At 49.6% G+C, this 15,599-nt stretch carries 18 protein-coding genes and 1 riboswitch; of the genes, 7 read left to right on the top strand and 11 right to left on the bottom strand.

Annotation, left to right across the window (positions count from 1 at the left end):
* Positions 1 to 82: 82 nt before the first annotated feature.
* From AC1DWB_RS18340 to AC1DWB_RS18385, 10 genes are all read right to left on the bottom strand, one after another.
* On the bottom strand, positions 83 to 2,038 hold the full coding sequence (locus tag AC1DWB_RS18340; RefSeq protein ID WP_477542530.1) for a DNA polymerase: 1,956 nt from the start codon (positions 2,036 to 2,038) through the stop codon (positions 83 to 85).
* Between the two features lie 4 nt (positions 2,039 to 2,042).
* A complete protein-coding gene (locus AC1DWB_RS18345; RefSeq protein ID WP_477542531.1) occupies positions 2,043 to 2,501 on the bottom strand; it encodes a hypothetical protein in 459 nt (152 codons plus the stop codon).
* Positions 2,498 to 2,818, bottom strand: a complete 321-nt coding sequence (locus AC1DWB_RS18350) for a nucleoside triphosphate pyrophosphohydrolase family protein (RefSeq protein ID WP_477542548.1) — start codon at positions 2,816 to 2,818, stop codon at positions 2,498 to 2,500. Before AC1DWB_RS18350 ends, AC1DWB_RS18345 begins: the two co-directional genes overlap by 4 nt.
* Before the next feature lie 226 nt (positions 2,819 to 3,044).
* The gene (locus AC1DWB_RS18355; protein ID WP_477542532.1) at positions 3,045 to 3,599 is read right to left on the bottom strand and encodes a DUF2815 family protein; all 555 of its coding nucleotides are present in this window, start codon (positions 3,597 to 3,599) and stop codon (positions 3,045 to 3,047) included.
* A 29-nt stretch (positions 3,600 to 3,628) separates the two neighbouring features.
* Positions 3,629 to 3,799, bottom strand: a complete 171-nt coding sequence (locus AC1DWB_RS18360; protein ID WP_477542533.1) for a hypothetical protein — start codon at positions 3,797 to 3,799, stop codon at positions 3,629 to 3,631.
* The gene (locus AC1DWB_RS18365; RefSeq protein WP_477542534.1) at positions 3,789 to 5,000 is read right to left on the bottom strand and encodes a DUF2800 domain-containing protein; all 1,212 of its coding nucleotides are present in this window, start codon (positions 4,998 to 5,000) and stop codon (positions 3,789 to 3,791) included. The genes AC1DWB_RS18360 and AC1DWB_RS18365 overlap by 11 nt, the downstream gene beginning before the upstream one ends.
* Positions 4,997 to 5,440 (bottom strand): hypothetical protein, encoded by a 444-nt coding sequence (locus tag AC1DWB_RS18370; RefSeq protein ID WP_477542535.1) that lies wholly within the window; start codon positions 5,438 to 5,440, stop codon positions 4,997 to 4,999. Before AC1DWB_RS18370 ends, AC1DWB_RS18365 begins: the two co-directional genes overlap by 4 nt.
* Before the next feature lie 211 nt (positions 5,441 to 5,651).
* Complete coding sequence (locus AC1DWB_RS18375; protein ID WP_477542536.1) at positions 5,652 to 5,933, bottom strand: hypothetical protein; 282 nt, start codon at positions 5,931 to 5,933, stop codon at positions 5,652 to 5,654.
* Between the two features lie 5 nt (positions 5,934 to 5,938).
* The gene (locus tag AC1DWB_RS18380; RefSeq protein ID WP_477542537.1) at positions 5,939 to 6,160 is read right to left on the bottom strand and encodes an excisionase family DNA-binding protein; all 222 of its coding nucleotides are present in this window, start codon (positions 6,158 to 6,160) and stop codon (positions 5,939 to 5,941) included.
* 44 nt (positions 6,161 to 6,204) lie between these two features.
* Positions 6,205 to 6,414, bottom strand: coding sequence for a helix-turn-helix transcriptional regulator (locus AC1DWB_RS18385; RefSeq protein ID WP_477542538.1), 210 nt, complete (start codon positions 6,412 to 6,414; stop codon positions 6,205 to 6,207).
* A gap of 149 nt (positions 6,415 to 6,563) precedes the next feature.
* Here AC1DWB_RS18385 and AC1DWB_RS18390 point away from each other — a divergent pair, with 149 nt between their 5' ends.
* The 4 genes from AC1DWB_RS18390 to AC1DWB_RS18405 all read left to right on the top strand — a co-directional run bounded on the left by AC1DWB_RS18390 (position 6,564) and on the right by AC1DWB_RS18405 (position 10,358).
* Complete coding sequence (locus tag AC1DWB_RS18390; protein WP_477542539.1) at positions 6,564 to 6,884, top strand: helix-turn-helix transcriptional regulator; 321 nt, start codon at positions 6,564 to 6,566, stop codon at positions 6,882 to 6,884.
* A gap of 10 nt (positions 6,885 to 6,894) precedes the next feature.
* Complete coding sequence (locus AC1DWB_RS18395; protein WP_477542540.1) at positions 6,895 to 7,362, top strand: ImmA/IrrE family metallo-endopeptidase; 468 nt, start codon at positions 6,895 to 6,897, stop codon at positions 7,360 to 7,362.
* A gap of 108 nt (positions 7,363 to 7,470) precedes the next feature.
* Positions 7,471 to 8,670 carry a tyrosine-type recombinase/integrase gene (locus AC1DWB_RS18400; protein WP_477542541.1) on the top strand — a complete coding sequence of 400 codons (1,200 nt, stop codon included), beginning with the start codon at positions 7,471 to 7,473 and terminating at the stop codon, positions 8,668 to 8,670.
* A 146-nt stretch (positions 8,671 to 8,816) separates the two neighbouring features.
* Positions 8,817 to 10,358, top strand: a complete 1,542-nt coding sequence (locus tag AC1DWB_RS18405; protein WP_477542542.1) for a Ppx/GppA phosphatase family protein — start codon at positions 8,817 to 8,819, stop codon at positions 10,356 to 10,358.
* On the opposite strand, the gene ppk1 is transcribed toward AC1DWB_RS18405, so the two are convergent.
* Positions 10,333 to 12,438 carry a polyphosphate kinase 1 gene (gene ppk1 / locus AC1DWB_RS18410; RefSeq protein ID WP_477542543.1) on the bottom strand — a complete coding sequence of 702 codons (2,106 nt, stop codon included), beginning with the start codon at positions 12,436 to 12,438 and terminating at the stop codon, positions 10,333 to 10,335. The two genes, AC1DWB_RS18405 and ppk1, sit on opposite strands and share 26 nt — an antisense overlap.
* A gap of 194 nt (positions 12,439 to 12,632) precedes the next feature.
* Between ppk1 and AC1DWB_RS18415 the strand changes: the two genes are divergently transcribed.
* The 3 genes from AC1DWB_RS18415 to AC1DWB_RS18425 all read left to right on the top strand — a co-directional run.
* A complete protein-coding gene (locus tag AC1DWB_RS18415) occupies positions 12,633 to 13,685 on the top strand; it encodes a YheC/YheD family endospore coat-associated protein (protein ID WP_477542544.1) in 1,053 nt (350 codons plus the stop codon).
* 154 nt (positions 13,686 to 13,839) lie between these two features.
* Entirely contained in the window at positions 13,840 to 14,886 is a 1,047-nt protein-coding gene (locus AC1DWB_RS18420; RefSeq protein ID WP_477542545.1) for an NlpC/P60 family protein, read from the top strand.
* A 118-nt stretch (positions 14,887 to 15,004) separates the two neighbouring features.
* Positions 15,005 to 15,142, top strand: a riboswitch (cyclic di-AMP (ydaO/yuaA leader).
* Between the two features lie 5 nt (positions 15,143 to 15,147).
* Positions 15,148 to 15,599: C40 family peptidase (locus tag AC1DWB_RS18425; RefSeq protein ID WP_477542546.1), on the top strand; the 452-nt coding region annotated here is incomplete at its 3' end.

A 15,599-nucleotide genomic window follows, 5' to 3' on the forward strand; every position in this document is an offset into this window, starting at 1 on the left:
CAATCAAACTACTAACAGTAGCAGCGATTGTTGCGGGAATTATCCTCCGATAAGGGGGATTTTTTCTTTTCCCCGCCCATCGCTAATCCTTTTGATAGAAGCCACATTCAAATCCCGCTGCGCTCAGCGGCAACCCGGGCGCCCAACTGATCGGCTGGCTCATGATCTCCGTCACGTGCTCCACGGAGCCGGTCCCGATCGGTACGTCCAGCACCACCTCATCGTGTACATGGAGAGGTATAACATACCCTTCAGTATCCAGCCGCAGAAGGTTCTCAGCCAAGCAGTCTCGAGCGATCGCCTGTACCAGGTTCTCGACAAGGGTTCCGCCCCATGTCCGTTGTTGGGACCACTGGTTCCGCTCATCCTGTGCATAGAAGACTAGCCCGTCTTTGTTGAATTTTGTGTCGTGCTTGATGGCAGCTTGCGGATAGGCTAAGCTGTGGCCGCTCGGCAGATCGGCGAACAATATGCCAGCTTCAAACCGATATTGCACACCGTGAGCGAGCTTCACCGTTGTTTTGCGGCTCACCGCTTCCATGGCGGCTTCCTCGGCTCGATACCACAATCGCTTAATCTTCGGATTCGCCTCGCGCCATTGTTTCACTAGCCGGTCGTACTGGTCCTCAGGGATCTCCTTTTTCTTGTCCATCTTCTCGAGTGCAGCCACCCCGCCGCCAAATCCACAGGCGAGCGTAGCCACCTTACCGTTAGCCCGTAACACATAATTGGCATGACCCTTCACGATCGTCTCGAACGGAACGTTGAACATACGTGCAGCTGTTGCTTCGTAGATTTTGCCGTGCCCGCAGAATACGTCTAGTACCCATTGTTCGTCGGCAAGCCATGCGATGACCCTAGCCTCGATGGCGGCGAAGTCGCTTACGATGAAGCGACAGCCTTCGGACGGAATGAGTGCTGTACGGACCAGCTGAGACAGGACGAACGGAGGAGCCCCATACAGGATCTCCAGCAACTCATGGTCACCGCTTCGTAGAGTCTCTCGCGCCAGCGCTAGGTCATCGAGATGGTTCTGAGGAAGGTTGTGCATTTGCACGTTTCTACCAGCCCATCGCCACGTCCGATTAGCCCCGCAGAACTGGAGAATACCCCGCACACGATCATCAGAGCATATCGCTCGAGCCATTGCGTCGTATTTGCTGTTGCTGGTCTTGCCCATCTCCTGCCGCAGTTCTAGCATGCGCTTCGTCTCATCACTCGGCGCGGCATCCAGTAGGACAGGCATAAAGTCTTTACCGAGTCCGTCGGGAGTCTCTAACCCTCTCTCTGCAAGCCACGTCTTGAGCTGTGTCAGGCTGTTCGGGTTATCGAGTCCAGATAACTCCTTAGCTTCAAAAGTAAGCCGCTCGGTATATAATGAAGCGCAAGTAATGGCTTGTTGTACCAGAACTGGATCGAGCCGGACACCGCGATCGTTGATCTTCTGATCCAGAGCCCATAGCTTCCACTCCTTCTCCGGAACCGGGAAGCGCTCCAGCTTTCGGGCGACCTCCCGCTCGACCACAACGTCCTGCACGTTGTACGCCTTGTACTGCTCCCACTTCTCCGGGTCATGGTGCGGGTAGTTCCGGGTCCGCTGACCGTTTGTCTTCGTCGGCTTGCAGGGTACAGAGAAGTATTTGATCAGTGACTTACCCTTGGTGTCCTTCTGAACCTCCAGCTTCAGGACTTCGGCCACGCCCTCCAGGTATCCAGGCAGCCCGAGCGCCAGCGCATGTACAGCGGTGCATCGCCATTGAAGAGGGTTGCATTTAATTCCGAAGTGCTTGGCTATAGTCCCGCGCTCAAACGCCGCGTTGAAAGCCATCTTGGTGACGAATGGATCGACTAGATCGTGCTGCACTCGCTCCGGTAGGTCTTCGAAAGCGGTTAGATCGACCAACTGCACCGGCTCGTCATCGTAAGCGTAGGCGAATAGCAGAATCTCGAAGTCTGGAGCTTCGATGTAGCGGTGCATGCCGCACGTTTTCAGGTCGATGCTGGAATAAGTTTCGACGTCGATTCGGAGGATGGTCATATGACTACCCGAACCAGTAGGACGGGGTAAGTCTACCAATGATATCCTGGTAAGGAGTTTCCTCGTTATTCCTATCTCTTCGCTGAATCTCGTGATATATTTCTGCTCCAACAGTTTTAGTTACAATGTGGTAATCGGAAGGCAGAAGAGGCGTTAGTGCATCTTCACTCATTGATACACCCACTCGATTAATAGAAACCGAAATCAGGTTCTTCCCTATTAAAGGACCAACGACCGACTCCCTCGATGACCAATAGCTTCCATGTCCCGGACGCTTTTTTGGATCGTCATACCAAAGGCCAAAATTTACGATACCATACTGATTTTCACCATAATGTAAGTGTGAACCCGTTTCTATAGAAATGACGTGCTCGAACTTAGGGATGAGGTTGTCACCTTCAGCAGTGATATACAGGTTCTGACACTGATTGAAATATTGAAATTTCATATCGATAATCTTCATAGCTTCTTCCCTCCGTGCCTTACAGGCCGAGTCGAGTTATAAGCCATCTTCTCCCGGATCGCGGCTTCGAGGTCGATGCCGTAGTGGCCACACGTGTCAAATATCCGAATTACGACATCTGCCAGCTCCGTTGGAATGCCGCACGGCTTCTCGCCATCGTAGTAAATCTCCCGAATGCCCCGGCCGTTCCGGTGATCCTCCAGCGCCTCCGACAACTCAGAATGCATGAGTGCTATATCCTCTCCAAAGGCTCGGGGTTCCTCGTACCAGCCCTTATTGATAGCGTTCTGGTGAGCCGATTTGACTAAATCGTTAATTCCTGTCGTTTCAGCTGAATCGAGTTTCCCAGATTCAACAATGCGCTTAATATCATCGAAAGCTTGCTTCTCTTTCCCGTAGAACGAACAGATAAATCTCGCATGCAACCAGATCAATAGTTTAGCTTTGTCGATAACCGTCGCCATTTATAGCACTCTCCCAAATATTCGTATAGGAAAGGGGACCCGTTACCCGAATCCCCTCCATAGCTGTTAAGCAAATTAGTTAGTTCATGAAGCTGTCGTCTTCCGGCAGATTGTCGCTGAACACGTCTTCTGCTTTCTGGAAGCTGCCGCCGAGCGGCTCACCATCGCGAAGCTTCTGCACGTTTTTCAGACCGACGGCGATCCCCTTGCTTTCATTCGAATAAGGATAGAAGTTGATGCTTACTCGGGCGTACATACCGGAGTAGACCTCTGTCGAGTCGGTGATGAGATTTGTCTGGCGATCCACGATCCCCGGCTTATTCTGAGAGGTCGCATTGAAGAAGTAATGGCCTGCGAACTCCGGCTGCTCATCAATGTCCTTCTCTTTGTCCCCGTCGCGAAGAGGTGTTTTCAGGGCAGGCGGCACCTTCCCGAACTTGCCTTTCCACTCCGCTTTTGCGGCTTCAATTGCGGCATTGATTAGTTGCAGCGTTTCCTTATCCGATTTCGGCAGCAGTACACATACGTCGTATTTCTCTCCGCCCTTATCATTCTTACGAGGCTGGAGTAGGTTTACGTAGCTGAGGCGTACCTCGTTAGTAACGATGTTCGTATCTGTGATTTTTCTAGCCATATTTGGGTTAGCTCCTTTGCATGGATGATTTAGAATAAGCTCAGTTCAAATTCCGAAAGTACAAAAATAATGTTGACAGGTTCTAAAGGGTTTCCGTGCTGCACAACCAGGACGCCTTTCCCTTCTTGGCGATACACATCGACTTTACAACCGAACCGGAGCGATACACGTTCTTGCAATCGAGCCAGCTTAGCTTCCATCGCCTAAGTCCTCCTCTGCGAAGTCGGCTGCTGCGGACGCCGCACTGTTCAGCTCAGGCCGTGGGTCCGTCTCTGCGACCAACGTCGGCTTACCGTTCGGCTTGATGATCAGACCATCCAACAACTCTGCGAACTTTTTCTTACCGACAATCTTCTTCTCGAGATCGCCCATTGCGATTAGCTCCTTAGGCTTCAAAATCTTATCTGCCTCGAATCCGCCGGCAATGAGTTTCGCAATAGCAGCTTCCTTATCGGTGATAAATCGGTTACTCTTGCCAGCTACAAGCTTCCACGATGGAATCCGCTTGCCCGCCTTAGCCTGTTCGAATGCATACTCCGCGACATCCTTTGCCCAAACGCTCAACTGCTCGGCGACGAAGAGGATCGATCCGATCTCTTCCAGATCCAGCAGTGCCGGATCCTTGAACTCGTAAGCCAACGCGGCCATATTAGCGTCGGCACGGGCACGGCAATTGCCCTTGACCTTGCACCAGCGGCAATGATCACCCGGCTTGTATTCACCTTCCCCAGCAAAGGCCAGCGCGGCAGCAGGCTTGACGATCTCCTCAGCCCATGACAACAGATCGTCGATCGGCATGATGTCAGTGCTCACACTGTCGAGGCGGGGCTGGACAATCGTCATGTGGACCTCTTGGATGTCGTACAGGTAGTTATATCCGTTCCAAGCACCAAGGCCGTATAGCCGCATCTGCGGATTGCCGATCGCACTAACCGGTACTCCCTTGCCATACTTCAGATCGATGATCTCCATCACACCATCGGCGATCAGGACGACGTCCCCGGTGCCATATCCTTCTGGCACCCACTCCGAGAAGTCCAGCTTCTCTTCAAGGAGAATAACTGCGTCGGGTGTCCGGGCCTTAGCAGCCATGAACCGTTCCTCAACAATCTCGACATACTCCTGGACCGCGTTCTCCATCTCTGGGCCATAGAAAGGGTTGTCGCAAATTGTTGCAATCAACCCATCCAGCCGTTTACGTTCCGCCGAATTGCAGGGAAGTAAACGTCGACGGAGCTTGGCTTCCCCTAGTTCATGCGCTAGTGTCCCCTCGTCGGCGAACTCGCTGCGCTTCTCTTCGATGCTCTCCTGAATCCGTGCGCTCGGTGTGCAATTGATCCACTGCTCCGCCTTGGACGCACCGAGTAAGGCGTGTGCACGTTCTGCATGTGCCTGGGTCATAGGGCGCTCAAACGGCGTAGAAACTCTGCACGGCGATTTTCAGGGACAGCCGTAATATTCGGCACTTGGAATTCATCCAAAAGCGCTTTGATCTTCGGTTTCTTGGCGGCGTCCGCTCCCACCTCAGCAGCCTTTGCGCGTAGATCGACCACGCTAGGGATCGGTTCGTCGGTAACATCCGGATCGGACTCTTCCGGAGCCGGATCGTCCTCTTGGATCGGCTCGGCCTCCGGTTCCCCAGCTGGCTTCTCAGGCTCAGGTTTAGGGTCATCTACAGGCTTTGTCTGACGGCCTCCTCGTGCTGGCTTCTCTTGCTTTGATGCATCTGAGGGAGCAGCGGTTGGTGCAGCAGCACCGGACAACAGTCCTGAAGCAAGTTGAGACAAATCCTTAAGAGCTTCTGCAGCGGTTTCACCGCTGATATGAATGTTTACTGCCATATGAGTCCTCCTGGAATGTAAGTATTTTGAAAATGGAATCTTGTCGTAATGATTGCTTTGTGGTACGATCGGGCTAATAATGTTATTTCTTTTTTAGCGGATCCGTTGCCGGCCAGGGCAGCGGATTTACTTTTGTCCACGCGGAACAGTAGGGACAAAATCCTCGTTCTCCGGTGCAGTTTCGCTCACCTTGACAATCACATCATTTGAATCACGTTTTACCCACAACAGTTCTTGCGTCCACGGCTCCTTCTTGGTCAAATTGTTTCACCTCCCTTCCAAACAAGCTCAGCAACGTGTTCTCCTTCTCCAATGCCCTCACCCGCTCGTTAAGATCGTGGATCTGCTCCTCCTGTATAAACAAAGAGTCAATTGCCATAACGAGTAAATCTTCATGCATTTTCACTAGCTTGCCAGCTGGAAGGTTCAGGCTCCTGAACTTAGCCAGTTTGTTTGCAAGGATCGCTTTGACTAGTCTAGGATCCACTTGCATCGGACTTACCTCCTTCCAACATCTCCGGCGAGTAAATCACGGTTTACTCTCTCCAACGAATTTTGATACTCAATGAGTGCCTCTCGTCTAATTCGCCTTAATTTGCCGTCCTTGTAACTCATAAGCATCCCCGAGCTGATCCGGCGATCTACAGTGGGTTTACTAATACCTAAGAAATCTGCGGCCTCACGAACTGTAAATGTTTGCGGCAGTTCGCTTGCTAACATCTGAATCCCACCTCTCTTAATGATTGTCTACCTTAAGAGGTATTCTATCCACTTAAAGTAGACTCCGGGGCAAAAAAAATTTCATCCATTTTCCGCTTTACAATTTTCGAAAATTCCTTCGCTTTACCGACAGGCATTTCATCTGCATTGCGTTCCCATCTCATGTAAGTTTGCCTGTGTACGCCAAGCTTTTCAGCAACTTGCTTTTGTGATAAATCGCAAAGCACTCGAGCTTGTTTCGGAGAAATGACCATTAGCGTCGTCTCCTTTCTTAGGTGATAGGGCTATCATAATCCACCTAAAGTAGATTGTCAACGCAAAAAGTTAAATAATTCTATCTTTAAGTTGATTTTTATCGACACATGGCTTATACTCAACTTAAATTAGAGTGGAGTGATAAATTATGACGATCGGTGAAAATATCAAGAAGTTACGTGATCGATACGATTTAACTCAACAGGATTTAGCGGATATAGCAGGAGTGACAAACAAAGCTGTATCAGCATGGGAAACAGGTTTAAAAGAACCTCGCATGGGGGCAATTGAGAAAATGGCAAACCGTTTTGGTATTAAGAAAAGCAACATCATTGAAGAAGGCGGCATGGAGCTTATAGATTCACCCCCTCAAACCATTGCAGCTCACTTCGAAGGAGAAGGTTTTACAAACGAGGAATTGCATGAGATTTTAGAGTTTGCAAAATATGTGAAGTCTAAAAGGAAATGAGGAGGGGCCGTTGCTTGATAAATTATTGATCGAAGCCGAAGAGAACAGCATCGAAATTCGAGAACACCCATTCAAGAATATGCGATTAAAAGGGCTTTACTTTGACAATGTTATCGCCTTAAATTCAAGCAGTATATCGAGCAGGGTAGAGAAAACTTGTGTTTTGGCTGAGGAGATAGGGCACCATTTCACCACGTCCGGTAATATTCTCGATCAATCGGATATTCGGGCTCGCAAACAAGAGCTCAGGGCCAGAGCATGGGCGTATTCTCGACTTGTCCCATTTTCTGCAATTGTACGAGCATACAATGCCCGGATAAAGGGCAGGTATGAAATAGCTGAATATCTGGGTGTGACTGAGGATTTCCTCGAACGTTCAATTCAACGCTACCACGACAAGTATGGAATATGCGTAAGCTACGGAGACCGATACATTATATACTTTGACCCTCTTGGAGTAGTCGAAATGTTCGAGTGACTTATATCGTCCATACTTCTTTATTATCTTCACTCTGCGCTTACCAGCTGTGAGGCTGTTTACCATAAATAGATACAGAACATACGTTCGAAATCGGAGGTGAAAGCGGTGGAAAAAGAGAAGAAAAAAAAGAAAAAGAAGCTACCAAAAAATGTCAGAGAGCGCGATGGGAAGTTTACCTACCGATACAGTATAAAAAATCCGGTAACAGGTAAGAGGAAGCAGAAGGAATCTGATCCATTTCCGACAGCTACACAAGCCGAAACTGAAGGCGTTAGAATTAAGGCATCGCTATTAAATGGTACTTATTTAGAGAAAGCCGACCTCACAGTTGACGCGTGGAGCGAAGAATGGCATAAATGGTACTCTTCAACGGGGGAAGTAAAAGATATTACAGCAGACCAGCGGTCAGAAATGGTTGACCTGTTAACATCAAAAATCGGAGGGTTAACGTTACAAGAAACAACTGAAGACATTTACCAGGGTGTGCTTCATGATCTAAATAAGACACATTCCCAAAACACCCTAATATCATTTCACAGTTGCTGCAAAATGATATTTGCTCGAGCCGTTCAAAAAGGAAAGATTAAGACTGACCCTACTCAATATGCATACATACCAAAAAAGGCATTAACATTCGATGAAAGGGAATCCGCTAAGCAACTTCCTCGTTTTCTGGAGAAAGGAGAGCTCAAATTATTTCTCGCTGCCGAAAAAGACCCGCAAATGAAACGGATATTTGAGCTCCTCGCTTACACAGGAATGCGGATCGGGGAGTTATCAGCCCTTTTTGTGTTAGACTATGACGGTGAAGATCTACTTAGGATTTCAAAAACCAGATATGTCCCGAAGAGCGTTAAGAACTACCAATTAACCAGTCCGAAGAATAAGTCATCTGACAGGACGATCCATCTAAGCAATAGGGCTGTTACTGTTATTAAGGACCAGTTAGCTTGGCGGAAAGAGTTTGCATTTTCAAAAGGTCCTAACTTTTACAAAGAGCGTCAGTTTATGTTTTTTTGTGAGAAAGCACGAGCAGGCTACCCACTTCACTATACTCGAATCCTTACCTATATGAAAAAAGCACTTAAGGAAGCTAAATTACCGGAAACCTTATCCCCTCACAGCTTAAGGCACACGTATACAAGCTTAATGGCTGAAGCTGAAGCCGACCTGGACACTATACAAGCTCAGCTTGGTCATAAAAAGGGTAGCGAGGTAACAAAGGCTATTTACCTCCACGTCACAAAGGCTCGTGAAAAAAGAGATGTGGGGCGTTTGGACGCTTTACTGGATGCAATGGATTGAAATTTGATCAATTGTGGGAAAGTTGTGGGATGGAAAATCCGCGAACCGCATAGCGGCGCTGTTTATAAGCTGGTTTTCATTATCAGCACTATAAAGTTTTTTTTGGTAGAATATACATATAATTTGCACCTTGGAGGCTATTTTTGATGAAAAGCAAGCGCAGCGGTATCGTCGACATCGGTTCCAACTCCATCAGACTGGTCATCTATGAACAGATCGGCCCCACTTCRCACCGGGTTRTCGACGAAAGCAAGCAATCTGCCCGGTTGAGCGAAAGGGTCAATGGCGACGGTTCGATATCTCCGGACAACCTGGAGTCCGTTATTCGTACATTGAACGATTTCCAACTTCTGTGCCGCATGCACGGCGTAGAGTCCATAAGGGCCATCGCCACGGCTGCTATTCGCAATGCCACGAACTCCAACGAGGTTATAAGCTTCCTGGAGCAGAGATCAGGTCTAACCATCCAAGTACTGTCCGGTGAGGAGGAAGCGCGAATCGGATTCGTCGGGATGATCAATACGATCGACATCCAGAACGGATTCGTCATCGACATCGGCGGTGGCAGTACGGAAGTGTCCCTATTCGCAGACCGTAAGTTGTTACATAGCATGTCTCTGCCATTCGGCGCGGTCAATATGGCCAAGCGGTATTGCGGGAAAGACGGCAATATCGGCAATGACGAAGCTACCCTGCTGCGGGTTATGGTTGAACGCGCGCTAGAAGCTGAGCCTTGGCTCAAGAGTGCCAGACACTCGGGATTGCCTCTCGTTGGTCTCGGAGGCACAATTCGCTCTCTGTGTAAAATCGACCAAAAACGTCGCAAATATGCATTGGATACCGCCCATAACTACGAAATGAGCGCAGAAGCAATGGAGCAACTGTTGGACTGGCTCCCTTCACTCCCGGCGGATAAGCGCAAGAAGGTGGACGGATTATCAGGAGATCGCGCAGACATTATCATCCCGGGACTGCTCATCCTGCACACGGTATTCGCACACATTGGCGCCTCCCACTATGTGGTGAGCGGTGCCGGCTTACGAGATGGCCTGTTCTTCGAGACGGAATACCCGGGTTCTCCGATCTGCAAGGACGTACTGGATTACAGCGTTAGCAATCTGCTCGCACTTCATCCTTCTGTGCCGCAGCCGCATGCGTACCAGGTGCACCGGTTAGCAACACGGTTGTTCGACGATCTCGGCTTGGAAGCCGTATACGGACAGAGAGCAAGACGATTCCTGCAAACCGCAGCCTTGTTGTACCGGATCGGCATTACGGTGAATTATTACAGCTACTATAAGCATACATTCTACTTGATGGCTCATGCCCGGATCGACGGCTTGTCTCATCGGGAAATCGTATTGTGCGCATTAGTTGCCACTTATAAATCCAGGAACCGAAGCCGCCAGTTGATGCTGCCTTATAAGGAACTGTTAGTAGAAGCTGATCTGGAGCTGATTGACAAGTTGGGCACTCTCCTGCATTTGGCTATCGCCTTGGATCGAAGCGAGACACAACCTGTCAAGGATATTCGCGTCTTGCTGGACAATAAGCAGACCCTGCACATTAGCTGGGAATATACGCATATGCCGCTCGTCGAGCTGCGGGAGCTGGAACGGATCGCCAAACCTTTTCACAAGATGTGGGGGCTCCGCCTCAAAATTACGGACGCCATTGCTTCCAAGTAACGATATCCTGCGCTTCAAATTGGCTGCGGAACGGGGTGAGGGTATTGTGTACCCGTACGTATGGACCGTTCGGTTGGAGCATCCTGGCCTTCACATTGTCCATCAGGCTGAGCCTCAGAATTTGGATGACGATTCCCTTCAGATTAGGGTCGAATACGGGGCACATCAGCTCGATGCGGCGCGTCAAGTTGCGGGTCATCCAATCCGCGCTGGACAACCACACCTCTTGCTCCCCTCCGTTGTCAAAGAAGAACAGACGGGAGTGCTCCAGATACCGGTCGACGATGCTGCGAACCGTAATGTTCTCGCTTAAGCCTGGTACGCCCGGCTTCAGACAGCATACGCCTCGCACAATCAGATCGATCTTCACCCCGGCCTGGGAAGCGGCATACAGCTGATCGACCATCTCCTGGTTGGATAAGCTGTTCATCTTCGCAATGATTCGAGCAGGCTTGCCGGCGGCGGCATGGGCAGCCTCCCGCTGGATCAGACTGAACAGCTTGGACTTCATATCTGCCGGGGCAACGCCGAACGCCTTCCAATTATGCGGGGTCGAATACCCGGTCATCTCGTTGAACAGCACCGAAGCATCGTCGCCAATGTCTGGATGAGTCGTGAACAACCCGATGTCCGTGTAAAGGCGTGCCGTGCTCCCATTATAGTTGCCAGTACCCACATGTACGTAGCGACGCAGCCCTTCCTCTTCCTGACGGACAACCAGCGTAATCTTCGCATGTGTCTTCAATCCGACAAGACCGTACACCACATGGCAGCCGGATTTCTCCAGCTTGCGCGCCCAAGCGATATTCCGCTCTTCGTCGAAACGAGCTTTCAACTCCACCACGACCGTCACCTGCTTGCCCGATTCCGCTGCTCTCGCAAGCGATTGGACGAGCGCAGAATTGCCACTAACCCGGTAGAGCGTCATCTTGATCGCCATAACAGCCGGATCCAACGCCGCCTGTTCGATGAAATCATCGACCGCGATGAACGATTCATACGGGTGGTACAACAGCATGTCCTGCTCGCGCAGTACCTGAAACACATCATCCGTATGTTCGAATTCTCTAGGATACACCGGCTCAAGCTTCGGATAGCGAAGCGAGTCGAACCCAGGCAGTGTGCTAACGARTTTCATCAGACAGCTCAGATCTATCGGACCCTCAATAACGAATATGTTGTCCCCGATCTCAAATTCTTCCTTCAATACGTCCAATGCGTAGGGGTGAAATCCCTTGATTACTTCCAACCGAACCGGAGACCCCCAACGTCTACGACGCAGCTCCTTCTCGATTTCCTCCAACAAATCCTCTGCCCCTTCTTCGTTCAACGTCAAATCCGCATTACGCGTCAAACGGAACGGGTGGACAGCAATCGGGATATACCCTGCGAACATCGTATGAATGTGAGTTTCGATCAAATCCTCCAGCATGATGAACGCCTGCTTCACGCTGTTCGAGCGCCCTTGCACCCTGATCGTACGCGACAGATTAGAAGGTACCTGCACGATTGCAAAATACGGTTCATCATCGGGGCTTTCACCTTCACGCTGGAGCACGACCGCTAAGTACAGATGAAGACTGTGAACGAGTGGGAACGGCCGACTCTGATCCACCGCCATCGGCGTCAGCACCGGGAATACAATGTCGTGGAAGTATTGATCCATCTGCTTCTTCTGTGTTAAGTTCAGGTCCTCGTAGCTGGTAAATATAAGTCCTTCACGAGCAAGTGACCTCGATAATTCTCTCAGCGTCTTGTACTGTTCCTGCACCATCTTACCTGTACGTTTCATAATACGCCGCAGTAAGCCTTCAGGCATATAGCCTGTGAAATCGATCTTGTTATACCCCGCTTTCAATTGATCGGTAAGTCCGGCAACACGCACGCTCATGAACTCGTCCAGATTGGTGGACACGATGGAGAGGAACTTGATTCGCTCCAAGAGCGGCGTGGATACGTCCTGCGCTTCCTCCAGCACCCTGCGGTTGAATTCGATCCAACTCAAATCGCGATTGATGTACTTGGTGCCTACCTGCTGCTTTTCTTTCGTTGGCTTTGCTTCAAGGGTTGTATTACCCATACCCACCCCTCCGTCCGATTGTGATACATCTTATTATGGAGGGGGAGTGTTATCGCTATGTTAAAGATTTGTTAAAAAATTAGCGATTCTTGTAATCTTTCCACATGGTGACAAGATTGAGAACATACCCAGGCACTCTTTTTGAACGGGCAGAATAGGATGAACTATATAGATGGGAAAGCGGGAGCGCGCGTATGAACAAAATTTTGGGCATCATGACACACCGGATCAAACACCCGGACAGCTTACGACGCCATGCTCGAGCCGCGTTGGCGGAGCAATTCAATGGAGTGATTGTGTATACGCCGGAAGATGTGAACCTGGATCGCAAGCAGATCAGCGGCTATTTGTATCGGAACGGTACTTGGCTTAAACAAACGGCCCCTTATCCCAAAATCAACATGGATATTGGTTTCTATCAAACCCCTGCCTCCATCCGTAAAGCCAGCCTAGTGAAGAATAGCAAGAAACTCTGCTTTACTGGCTACGGGTTAGGCAATAAGTGCAAAATTCAGAAGCATTTGCTCGTTTCCTCCTTCCTCCAGCCTTATTTGCTGCCAACCGAACAGGTCAAGACTTCTCAGGAGTTCGTCAAGTTTCTAAAAAAACACGGAAGCATTATGCTGAAGCCGATCAACGGCTGGGGCGGAAGAGGCATCATCCGAGTAACGCTTGAACAAGATCGCTTCACCGTGCGTCAAAATGGTCAAGTCACGTTGAGATTGCCAGTTGAACGGCTCGGTTCCTACCTCCGCAGTGTATTGAAGAACGGCCGGCATCTCATGCAGCAATGGATCGACATCCGAAACCGGAATGGACACGTGTTCGACATACGCGCGCTCATGCAGAAGAACGGCGAAGGAAACTGGCAAATGACGGGAATGGCCGTACGCGAAGGAMAGAAAAATTCTATTACTTCTAATATAAAAAGCGGCGGCAGGGCTTATGAAGTGGCCAGCTACCTGAAGAACGAATTCGACAGTGAGAAGGGAGAGGCGCTCACCAAATCGATCACTGAGGTGGCAGCCTATATCCCGGAATTTACCGAAAAAACATACAATTCCCGCTTGTCCGAATTAGGGATCGACCTCGCCGTTGACAAGACAGGACGTCTGTGGCTCCTCGAGATCAACATCAAGCCAGGAAGAGCGGTCATCAGGCAAGTGTATGGCCAAAAGGCCTGGGAACAAAGCTTCCGAATTCCTTTCCAGTACGCACGGGATTTGATGAATAAAAATACGAAATAAACAACTTCAACCTGCCTTCCAGCAAAACGTAACGTTTCCAGTTACAGCCTGCCGGAAGGCTTTCCTATATGTTCCTTGGTTATAAGTACCAGTGAAATGCACGATCCAAACTTGCTATCATGGTACTATCAACCATTTGAGGAGATGACTACATATGAAGAAAAAGATTGCTAGCCTCACATTAGCTTTGTCACTAGGAGCTACTGGAGTTGCTTCCGCAAGTACAAGCTATTCCACTGCAGAAGCCACTGCCAAGTACAACAAATACAACAATGCGGACAGTTATGTGAAGGATGAGCTGTACAATGTGGCCGATTTCCGCAAGAAATATGCAAATGTTAGCAGTTCGTTGGCCTATCAAATCGTAGATCGCGCCATATGGTACATGGAAAACGGCTATTTTATATATGGACAAGGCTCGGATGCTTACGGCAAATACGGATATGAAGATTGCTCCGGCTTCACCCGATTGGTGTTTGGCGACTTCGGCTTCAATATTACGGGAGCTTCCCGTAGCTATGATTCCGTTGGCACCAAGGTAGAAGGCGTGGGCAAGAGCAAAGTAAACGGGAAATGGCAGTTGACGGGCATTGAAAACTTGCGAATCGGCGATATATTGACATGGCAGGCGAACGACACCGTATCCCATGTCGCCATATACATGGGAACGAATCGGGACGGACAACCCGTTGTGATTGGAACCCGGGGCGACGGAAATCCCACAGCACTCGGCACGGTGGACAGCTGGTCCTATTGGTGGGGAGAGAAATTCCATTCCGCAAGACGCGTATTGCCTGACGCCGCTTTAACAGGAATGGCAGGGCACACGGCACAAGCACCTGTAATTCCGAAGTCGTACGTGCTGCCGCCTCAGAAGGCCGTTCCAAAATGGACACCAACTGGTGGACAACAACCGACACCGACACCGACACCAACACCGACACCGACACCAAATCCGAAGCCTCCCGTTGTCAAACCTGGTGAACCGCAAGTAAAGAAGAAGTACGTTGTTACACAAGATGGATGGGTGTCTCTGAAAGCTTCTGCTAGTCTAAGCTCGGATACCATCGGTCGGTTGCAAGTTGGGCAGAAAGCCGAATTGGTCAAAGAGGCTAACTCGTATTGGTATCAAGTAAAATGGAATGGCCAAATCGCATACATAACGACAAACAGCAAGTACACCAAAGTCATATCAGAGTAAGGTAATCGACCCATTGGAATTATTTACGCCATGAAATGTGCTAGATCCGATGCTAGAATGAAGGAGCTCAAAAAAACTCATACCGGGATTCGTTTCCTCACATGGGTGAACCACCAAATCATAATAAAGGCCGAAGCTTTTTTTGAAAAGCACGGGGGACCCGTTCCATCATGGGGTGAAGCCGCGTAAGCGACAGGGTGATTACTCTTTGACCCTAATCCGTCAGCTAACCTCGCAGGCCGCGAAAAGGAGAGGTTTTTTTTGAATCGTTTCACGAAGGTTGTTTTGACAGGTGCATTGGCACTCAGTCCACTTATTAGCGCTAGCAGCGCTTTTGCAGCTCCAGCGAATCCTGTATCCGGCAATGATACAGTGTCCGCAGCAGCAGTTTCTGTACAAGCACTTTCCCTGGACGCCAAAAGAAACAAGGTTGTCCAAACCGCGCTGTCTCTGCAAAATAAAGTTCAGTATGTGAACTGGAGACAAAGACAAGAAGCTCATGCGCCATACAAAACGGACTGTTCCGGCTACACGTATCTCGTGTACAAGCTTGCTAATGTCGGAGTATCTCTAGTTAATAGAGACGACGATGCTCAAGCCAAAGTAGGCCAGAAGGTTGCATGGGGAAACTTCCAAAAAGGCGACTTGATTTTCTTCGGGAATATGGGCAGTTCCAAAAGTAAAAGTGATGTAGGTCATGTCGGGATCTACAT

The organism is Paenibacillus sp. P4_E11 (assembly GCF_056401635.1).

Excerpts from the sequence above, each read along its gene's own strand:
- AC1DWB_RS18385 (WP_477542538.1), bottom strand. The coding sequence starts at position 6,414 with ATGGTCATTTCTCCGAAACAAGCTCGAGTGCTTTGCGATTTATCACAA.
- AC1DWB_RS18380 (WP_477542537.1), bottom strand. The coding sequence starts at position 6,160 with ATGTTAGCAAGCGAACTGCCGCAAACATTTACAGTTCGTGAGGCCGCA.
- AC1DWB_RS18390 (WP_477542539.1), top strand. The coding sequence starts at position 6,564 with ATGACGATCGGTGAAAATATCAAGAAGTTACGTGATCGATACGATTTA.
- AC1DWB_RS18360 (WP_477542533.1), bottom strand. The coding sequence starts at position 3,799 with ATGGAAGCTAAGCTGGCTCGATTGCAAGAACGTGTATCGCTCCGGTTC.
- AC1DWB_RS18370 (WP_477542535.1), bottom strand. The coding sequence starts at position 5,440 with ATGGCAGTAAACATTCATATCAGCGGTGAAACCGCTGCAGAAGCTCTT.
- AC1DWB_RS18365 (WP_477542534.1), bottom strand. The coding sequence starts at position 5,000 with ATGACCCAGGCACATGCAGAACGTGCACACGCCTTACTCGGTGCGTCC.
- AC1DWB_RS18340 (WP_477542530.1), bottom strand. The coding sequence starts at position 2,038 with ATGACCATCCTCCGAATCGACGTCGAAACTTATTCCAGCATCGACCTG.
- AC1DWB_RS18345 (WP_477542531.1), bottom strand. The coding sequence starts at position 2,501 with ATGAAGATTATCGATATGAAATTTCAATATTTCAATCAGTGTCAGAAC.
- AC1DWB_RS18355 (WP_477542532.1), bottom strand. The coding sequence starts at position 3,599 with ATGGCTAGAAAAATCACAGATACGAACATCGTTACTAACGAGGTACGC.
- AC1DWB_RS18375 (WP_477542536.1), bottom strand. The coding sequence starts at position 5,933 with ATGCAAGTGGATCCTAGACTAGTCAAAGCGATCCTTGCAAACAAACTG.
- AC1DWB_RS18420 (WP_477542545.1), top strand. The coding sequence starts at position 13,840 with ATGAAGAAAAAGATTGCTAGCCTCACATTAGCTTTGTCACTAGGAGCT.